The organism is Corynebacterium sp. EPI-003-04-2554_SCH2473622 (assembly GCF_001665955.1).
GTDB lineage: Bacteria > Actinomycetota > Actinomycetes > Mycobacteriales > Mycobacteriaceae > Corynebacterium > Corynebacterium pseudodiphtheriticum.
Map to the genome: position 1 here is coordinate 1 of NZ_LZMN01000015.1, position 6,624 is coordinate 6,624.

Annotated in this window: 5 protein-coding genes and 1 pseudogene; 5 read left to right on the plus strand and 1 reads right to left on the minus strand. The window is 59.6% G+C overall.

The annotated features are described in order from the left end of the window. Positions 1-55: 55 nt before the first annotated feature. Complete coding sequence (locus tag A5774_RS01440) at positions 56-1,513, plus strand: sensor histidine kinase (protein WP_369815490.1); 1,458 nt, start codon at positions 56-58, stop codon at positions 1,511-1,513. 91 nt (positions 1,514-1,604) lie between these two features. On the opposite strand, the gene A5774_RS01445 is transcribed toward A5774_RS01440, so the two are convergent. Then, positions 1,605-2,030, minus strand: a complete 426-nt coding sequence (locus A5774_RS01445; protein WP_064833104.1) for an HIT family protein — start codon at positions 2,028-2,030, stop codon at positions 1,605-1,607. 66 nt (positions 2,031-2,096) lie between these two features. Between A5774_RS01445 and purD the strand changes: the two genes are divergently transcribed. The 4 genes and pseudogenes from purD to A5774_RS01465 all read left to right on the plus strand — a co-directional run. Beyond that, a complete protein-coding gene (gene purD, locus A5774_RS01450; protein WP_064833105.1) occupies positions 2,097-3,452 on the plus strand; it encodes a phosphoribosylamine--glycine ligase in 1,356 nt (451 codons plus the stop codon). A 172-nt stretch (positions 3,453-3,624) separates the two neighbouring features. Next, entirely contained in the window at positions 3,625-5,043 is a 1,419-nt protein-coding gene (purB, locus tag A5774_RS01455; RefSeq protein ID WP_275435007.1) for an adenylosuccinate lyase, read from the plus strand. A gap of 153 nt (positions 5,044-5,196) precedes the next feature. Then, complete coding sequence (locus tag A5774_RS01460; protein ID WP_064833106.1) at positions 5,197-6,096, plus strand: phosphoribosylaminoimidazolesuccinocarboxamide synthase; 900 nt, start codon at positions 5,197-5,199, stop codon at positions 6,094-6,096. 98 nt (positions 6,097-6,194) lie between these two features. Continuing rightward, positions 6,195-6,624: pseudogene (locus tag A5774_RS01465) on the plus strand (oligopeptidase B); the annotation flags it as partial.

Genomic DNA, 6,624 nt, shown 5'->3' on the forward strand with positions numbered 1-6,624 from the left:
CGTCCTGGTTTCTGCCTTCGGGCTTTTTGCTAGCTCGTTTGCGGTGTATTCCGTCATGCGTGAGGTCTTTTACCAGCGCGTCGACGACGACCTGACCCAATCCATGGCTGGGTGGGCACAAAATTCCGAACTGTTTTCCGGCAACCTTTCCGCCAGCCCGCCCACAGATTACGCAGTGATTCACATCTTCCCGGATGGTTCCTCGCGGGTGTATAACGACCGCGATACCCTGCCGCAGATCAACAACCTGGTCATCGGCGGTGGACCGCGTAGCGTAGCGAGCGTTGACGGGCCACAGCAACCAGAATGGCGCGCACTGGCCAACCAGCAGAACGGCGTGGTGACGATCGTCGCCAAGAACTTGGAACGCGAAAACGGCCTACTACGCGGTTTGGCAATGCTACAGGCATTAATCAGCCTGGTCATGCTGGGATTTTTGGCATTGTTGGCGTTTGCGGTGATTAGACAAACCCTGAAACCGCTGCAGATTGTGGAGCGCACAGCCAGTGATATTGCCGAAGGCGATCTGGACCTCCGCGTGCCAAAATGGCCCCTGAACACAGAGGTAGGCCAACTGGCGGCTGCCTTGAACATCATGCTGGAACGGCTGCAGGATTCCGTCGAAACCGCGCAGTCGAAAGAGGAGCAAATGCGCCGCTTCGTCGGTGATGCCTCACACGAGCTGCGCACCCCACTGACCTCTTTGCGCGGCTACGTGGAGCTGTACCGCTCCGGTGCCACTAATGATGTGGACCATGTATTTGCCACCATTGATGATGAATCCGGGCGCATGAAGTTGTTGGTGGAAGACTTGCTGGCGCTTACGCGGGCAGAAGGTTCCCGGCTGGATAAACGCACCGTCGACGTGCTGGAACTATCCCTGGCGGTGGTTGGTACCGCACGAGCCGCCTACCCAGAACGCACCATCCGGGTGGAAAATAAAACCACCGATATTCCGGTGGTTTCTGGCGACCCAGACCGCCTACACCAAGTATTGCTGAACCTCATCACCAACGGTTTGAACCACGGTGGGCCGGAGGCCTCAGTAACGCTGACGCTGCGCAAGGAAAGCCAAGCCGATTGCGTGCGCGTTGCAGCTGAACAGCAGGAAGCCGGCGATAACCACGAGGCCGAGGAGAAAACCACCGGCTGGAGCCAGGAAGACGGCAAAAATGGCAAGGCTGGGAAAGACGGCAACAAGGGCACAGACGGGGAAAGCGCGAAAGCCTACGTTTGCATCGATATCACCGATGACGGCCGCGGCATGAGTAAAGAAGTAACCGGGCTGATTTTTGAGCGCTTCTACCGCGAAGATCCATCCCGCGCCCGGGGTGCCGGTGGCGGCTCCGGGCTGGGGCTGGCGATCGTGAAATCACTGGTAGACCAGCACGATGGTGAAATCACCGTCGACAGTGAACCAGGGGTTGGATCGACCTTCACCGTGCGCATTCCGGCGCTAGACGAGCCTTCGGCAAGCGAAGAAACCTTCGACGACTACGGCGAGGGCTACTAAACAGCAGACGGATAAACGGCGCCCAAAAACGGCGTTCGAATAAAAGACAGCCGGATAAGCGACAGCCGAAGGCTGCCCCGGTTCCGGGACGTTAAATCTTGGTGCCGTCCTCGTTAGTGCCCAGCGCTGCGCGTAGCTTCTGCGCAGCCTCGTCCATCGCGGCTTCATCGGTCTGATCGGCTGGGATGACATTGGCGAAATTGAAATCATCCATGCTGCGGGCCGGGAAAACGTGAATGTGTGCGTGGGGGACTTCAAAACCAGCAATGACATTGCCAGCACGCGGGGCGTCGAAGGCCTGGATCACGGCATTGCCGATTTCATAAGCAACCGCATTGACCCGCGCCCACAGCTCTGGGGCCATATCGGTCCACTTATCCACCTCTTCGACCGGCACCACCAACACGTGGCCGTAGGTGAGCGGCTCGATGCTCAAAAACGCCACCACATCCGAGCTGCGGTAGACGAAACGGCCAGGCAGATCGCCATTAATGACTTTGCTAAATACTGTGCTCATGCCACCACACTACCGGGCTTTAGTGCGCAGCCCGGCGGGTAAGCCCAGCCATATAGGATATAAGCCATGCGTATTCTCGTACTCGGAACTGGCGGCCGCGAACATGCCCTGCTGCAGGGGCTTTCCCGCGACGCGCAGAAAAATGACGCCCTGAACACTGAAGATTCGAACGGTGAAGGTTCGAATACTGACGGCCAGAACGGTGCCTCCCAGGCCGCAGGCCATGAGCTGCATGTTTGCCCCGGCAACCCAGGCATGGAGAACTTAGCCACCCGGCACACCGATGCTGGCAGCGCCGATGACGCCGCAGCCATGGTGGCTTTGGCGCAGAAGCTGCAGGCAGAACTCGTGGTCATCGGCCCGGAAGCTCCGCTGGTTGCAGGTGTGGCAGATGCGCTACGCGAAGCTGGTTTTGCCGTATTCGGCCCCAACAAAGACGCTGCCCGCATCGAAGGCTCCAAGGCCTTTGCCAAAGACGTGATGGCTGCCGCTGGTGTAGCTACCGCGCGCGCCGAACAAATCACCCCTGGTGCCAGCGAGGAAGAGATCGCGCGGGTATTGCAGAATTTCGGTCCCAATTACGTCGTCAAGGATGATGGCCTAGCCGGTGGCAAGGGTGTGGTTGTTACCCAGGATTACGACGAAGCCGTTGCGCACATCCATGCCGTACACGAAGGCGGCAACCCCGTGCTGCTGGAATCTTTCCTTTCCGGGCCAGAGGTTTCCCTGTTCTGCTTGGTTGACGGCGAAGACGTGGTTCCGCTGCTGCCCGCCCAAGACCACAAGCGTGCCTACGACAATGATGAAGGTCCGAATACCGGCGGCATGGGCGCCTACACGCCATTGCCGTGGTTGCCGGAAGACGGCGTGCAGCGCATCGTGGACGAAGTCTGCCGCCCCGTAGCTAAGGAACTGGTTGCGCGCGGTTGTGCCTATTCTGGTCTGCTGTACGCCGGGCTGGCCTGGGGTGAAGACGGCCCAACGGTGGTGGAATTCAACTGCCGTTTTGGCGACCCAGAAACCCAGGCGGTGCTTGCGATGCTGCAATCGCCACTGGCCCCGGCACTGGCAGCCTGTGCGAATGGCACCTTGGCTGAGCTGGCACCTCTGGAATGGCACGAAGGCTCGGCTGTCACCGTCGTTTTGGCTGCACAGGGCTACCCGGCCAGCCCGCGCAAAGGCGACCGGATTGTCTCAGAAGATATCGAGAACGCGGAAAAGGTCCTGCACGGTGGCACTAGCCGCGAATCCGGCGAATACTACTCGAATGGCGGGCGCGTGCTGAACGTGATCGGCACCGGCGCGGATCTGGACGCCGCCCGCGAGGCCGCGTACCAGACCATCGGCGGCATCCAGATGGCCGGTGGATTCTACCGTCGCGATATCGGGGCCAAGGCCGCACGCGGCGAGATCAGCATTTAGCGATTACCCATGGTCGCTTAAAGCCCACGGTTGTCTAATACCCCGTTGCTTAATGCCCACGGGTGTTTAATGCCCATGGTTGCTTGCCGACGCCCGGGGTAGGGGTGGCGTCGGCAAGCGTTGTCGGTCTAGCGAAATTCGTGTGATAATACACAATGTGACGCAACAAAAAATGCCGATGAGTAATGTCCTTGCCTCCCGCTACGGTTCTGCAGACCTAGTGAATCTGTGGAGCCCGCACAACAAGGTGATCTACGAGCGTCAGCTGTGGATCGCCGTGATGCGCGCCCAGCGTTCCCTGGGCATTGATATTCCCGCGGAGATCATCGCGGATTATGAAAAGGTCATCGACCAGGTTGATCTGGAATCCATCGCGCAGCGCGAGCGTTCCACCCGCCATGATGTCAAAGCCCGCATTGAAGAATTCAACGCGCTGGCGGGCCACGAACACATCCACAAGGGGATGACCTCGCGTGATCTCACGGAAAACGTCGAGCAGCTGCAGATTTACAGCTCGTTGCAGATCATTCGCGATAAAGCCATCGCGGTGGTCTCCCGGGTGAGCGAACACGCCGCCAATTACCAGTCGCTGGTGATGGCCGGCCGTTCCCACAACGTCGCCGCGCAAGCCACCACGCTGGGCAAGCGTTTTGCCAGCGCGGCGGAAGAAATTTTGCTGGCCATCGACCGCATCAACGGCCTGCTCAGCCGGTACCCGTTGCGCGGCATCAAAGGCCCAATGGGTACCAGCCAGGACATGCTGGACTTGCTGGGCGGTTCGCACGATAAGCTCGCCAGCTTGGAAACCGAAATCGCGGACTACCTCGGCTTTGCCCACCTGTTCCATTCCGTTGGGCAGGTGTACCCGCGCAGCCTAGATTTCGATGCCGTATCCGCCCTGGTGCAGCTCGGCGCCGGACCGTCTTCGCTGGCTACCACCATCCGTTTGATGGCTGGCAATGAGGTGGTTACCGAAGGTTTCAAAGAAGGCCAAGTTGGTTCTTCTGCCATGCCGCATAAGATGAACGCGCGCTCCTGTGAGCGGGTTTCCGGCCTGCAGGTGGTGCTGCGCGGTTACCTGACTATGGTCAGCGATTTAGCTGGCACACAGTGGAACGAAGGCGACGTCTCGTGCTCGGTGGTGCGCCGCGTTGCCCTGCCAGATGCGTTCTTTGCCATTGACGGCATGATCGAAACCTTCCTGACGGTGTTGGATGAATTCGGCGCCTTCCCAGCCATGATCGACCGCGAACTAGAGCGCTACCTGCCATTCTTGGCCACCACCCGCATCCTGATGGCCGCCGTGCGCGCCGGGGTGGGCCGCGAAACCGCCCACGAAATCATCAAAAAGCACGCCGTCGCCGTGGCCCTGAACATGCGCGAAAACGGTGCGGACCAAGACCTGGTGGAGCGTTTGGCTGCCGACGACGCACTGCCACTGGATAAGCAGGCTTTGGACGAGGCGTTATCGGACAAGCACGCTTTCATCGGTGCCGCAGAATCACAGGTAAAGCGCGTACTGGCGCGGGTAAGCACACTGCGCAACGAGCACCCGGACGCTGCGAATTACCGCCCAGGCGAGATTCTCTAAGCCCGTTACTGTTCCGGCATGTTCTCCGGCGCGCTCCTTCTGCACGCCCCAGCATGGCTGAGTAAGCCTGCGGGCATGCCTTAGCTTTAGCACCCGAATTCCTGAATCCCCGCATTTCCGAACCCTGAATTCACGAAAGGCCCACGAGCGTAGATGACCACGCGACCAGAACTTTCTGTTTATACCCCGATTGCCACCGGCAAAGTGCGCGATATCTACCGTATTGACGATTCCACGTTGCTGATTGTTGCCTCGGACCGGATCTCTGCTTATGACTACGCCCTGGAACCAGCCATCCCGGATAAAGGGCGGGTGCTCACCGCGATTTCTGCGTACTTCTTCGAAGAACTATCCCAGCGCATGGGTGTGCGCAACCACCTGGCGGGCCCATTGGATGACCCGCGCATTCCAGAATCCGTGCTGGGCCGCGCGATGGTGTGCCATGAGCTAGACATGCTGCCTTTCGAATGCGTGGCCCGCGGTTACCTGACCGGCTCTGGGCTGAAGGAATACCAGAAGACCGGCGAGGTGTGCGGGGTGGCGCTTCCCGACGGCCTGGTGGAAGCCTCCAAGCTGGAGACCCCAATTTTCACCCCGGCAACTAAGGCGGAGCAGGGTGAGCACGACGAAAACGTTAGCTTCGCAGTGGTAGCCGATTCTTTGGGTGAACAGCGCGCCGAGCAGCTGCGTAGCGCCACCGTGGACATTTTCGCCTGCGCGCAGCAGCTAGCTGCTGAACGGGGCATCATCTTGGCCGATACCAAGTTTGAATTCGGCTTGGATGCCGACGGCCAGCTGGTCTTGGGCGATGAGGTACTGACCCCGGATTCTTCCCGCTACTGGCCAGCAGATTCCTACCAGGAAGGCCAGGTGCAGCCGAGCTTCGATAAACAATACGTGCGCAACTGGCTCACCAGCGCGGAATCCGGCTGGGATGGCCAGTCCACCCCGCCCGAGCTTCCCGACGACGTCGTGGCAGCGACCAGGGCACGGTATATCGAGGCCTATGAACGCCTGAGTGGTGCGCAATTTAGCGACTGGCTAGGCGGTTAAACGTCGGCAAGCACCCCGGAAAGCGGGTTGGCTAGGCGGTTAAATGTCGGCAAGCGGGCTGGCGAGCGCATTAGTTAAAACCAGTATCATGTGGCGGTATGGATAATTCTGCTACTAGCGTTCCGTACACCCCAGCAGCCGCGCAGCCGCCACAGGCGAAGAAACACCCGGTCACCCGTAGTTTTCATGGCCGGGACTTCGTGGATAATTACGAGTGGTTACGCGACAAAGAAGCAGAGGACACTCTCGCTTATCTGAAGGCGGAAAACGCCTACACGGACGCGCAGACCGAACACCTCACTGGCCTGCGGGACAATATTTATTCCGAGATCACCTCGCGCATCAAACAAACCGACATGTCCGTGCCCACCCGCGCGGGCGATTATTGGTATTACGGGCGCACCGAAGAGGGCAAAGACTACGGCTATTCCTGCCGCATCCCGGTAGAAGAGGGCACGGACCCGTGGACCCCGCCGAGCATCCCAGACGACGGCCCGGTGCCGGGCGAGGAAATCCTGCTGGACCTCA

Coding starts and splice junctions, on each gene's coding strand:
- A5774_RS01440 (WP_369815490.1), top strand. CDS start 56: ATGCGTGAGGTCTTTTACCAGCGCGTCGACGACGACCTGACCCAATCC.
- A5774_RS01445 (WP_064833104.1), bottom strand. CDS start 2,030: ATGAGCACAGTATTTAGCAAAGTCATTAATGGCGATCTGCCTGGCCGT.
- purD (WP_064833105.1), top strand. CDS start 2,097: ATGCGTATTCTCGTACTCGGAACTGGCGGCCGCGAACATGCCCTGCTG.
- purB (WP_275435007.1), top strand. CDS start 3,625: ATGCCGATGAGTAATGTCCTTGCCTCCCGCTACGGTTCTGCAGACCTA.
- A5774_RS01460 (WP_064833106.1), top strand. CDS start 5,197: ATGACCACGCGACCAGAACTTTCTGTTTATACCCCGATTGCCACCGGC.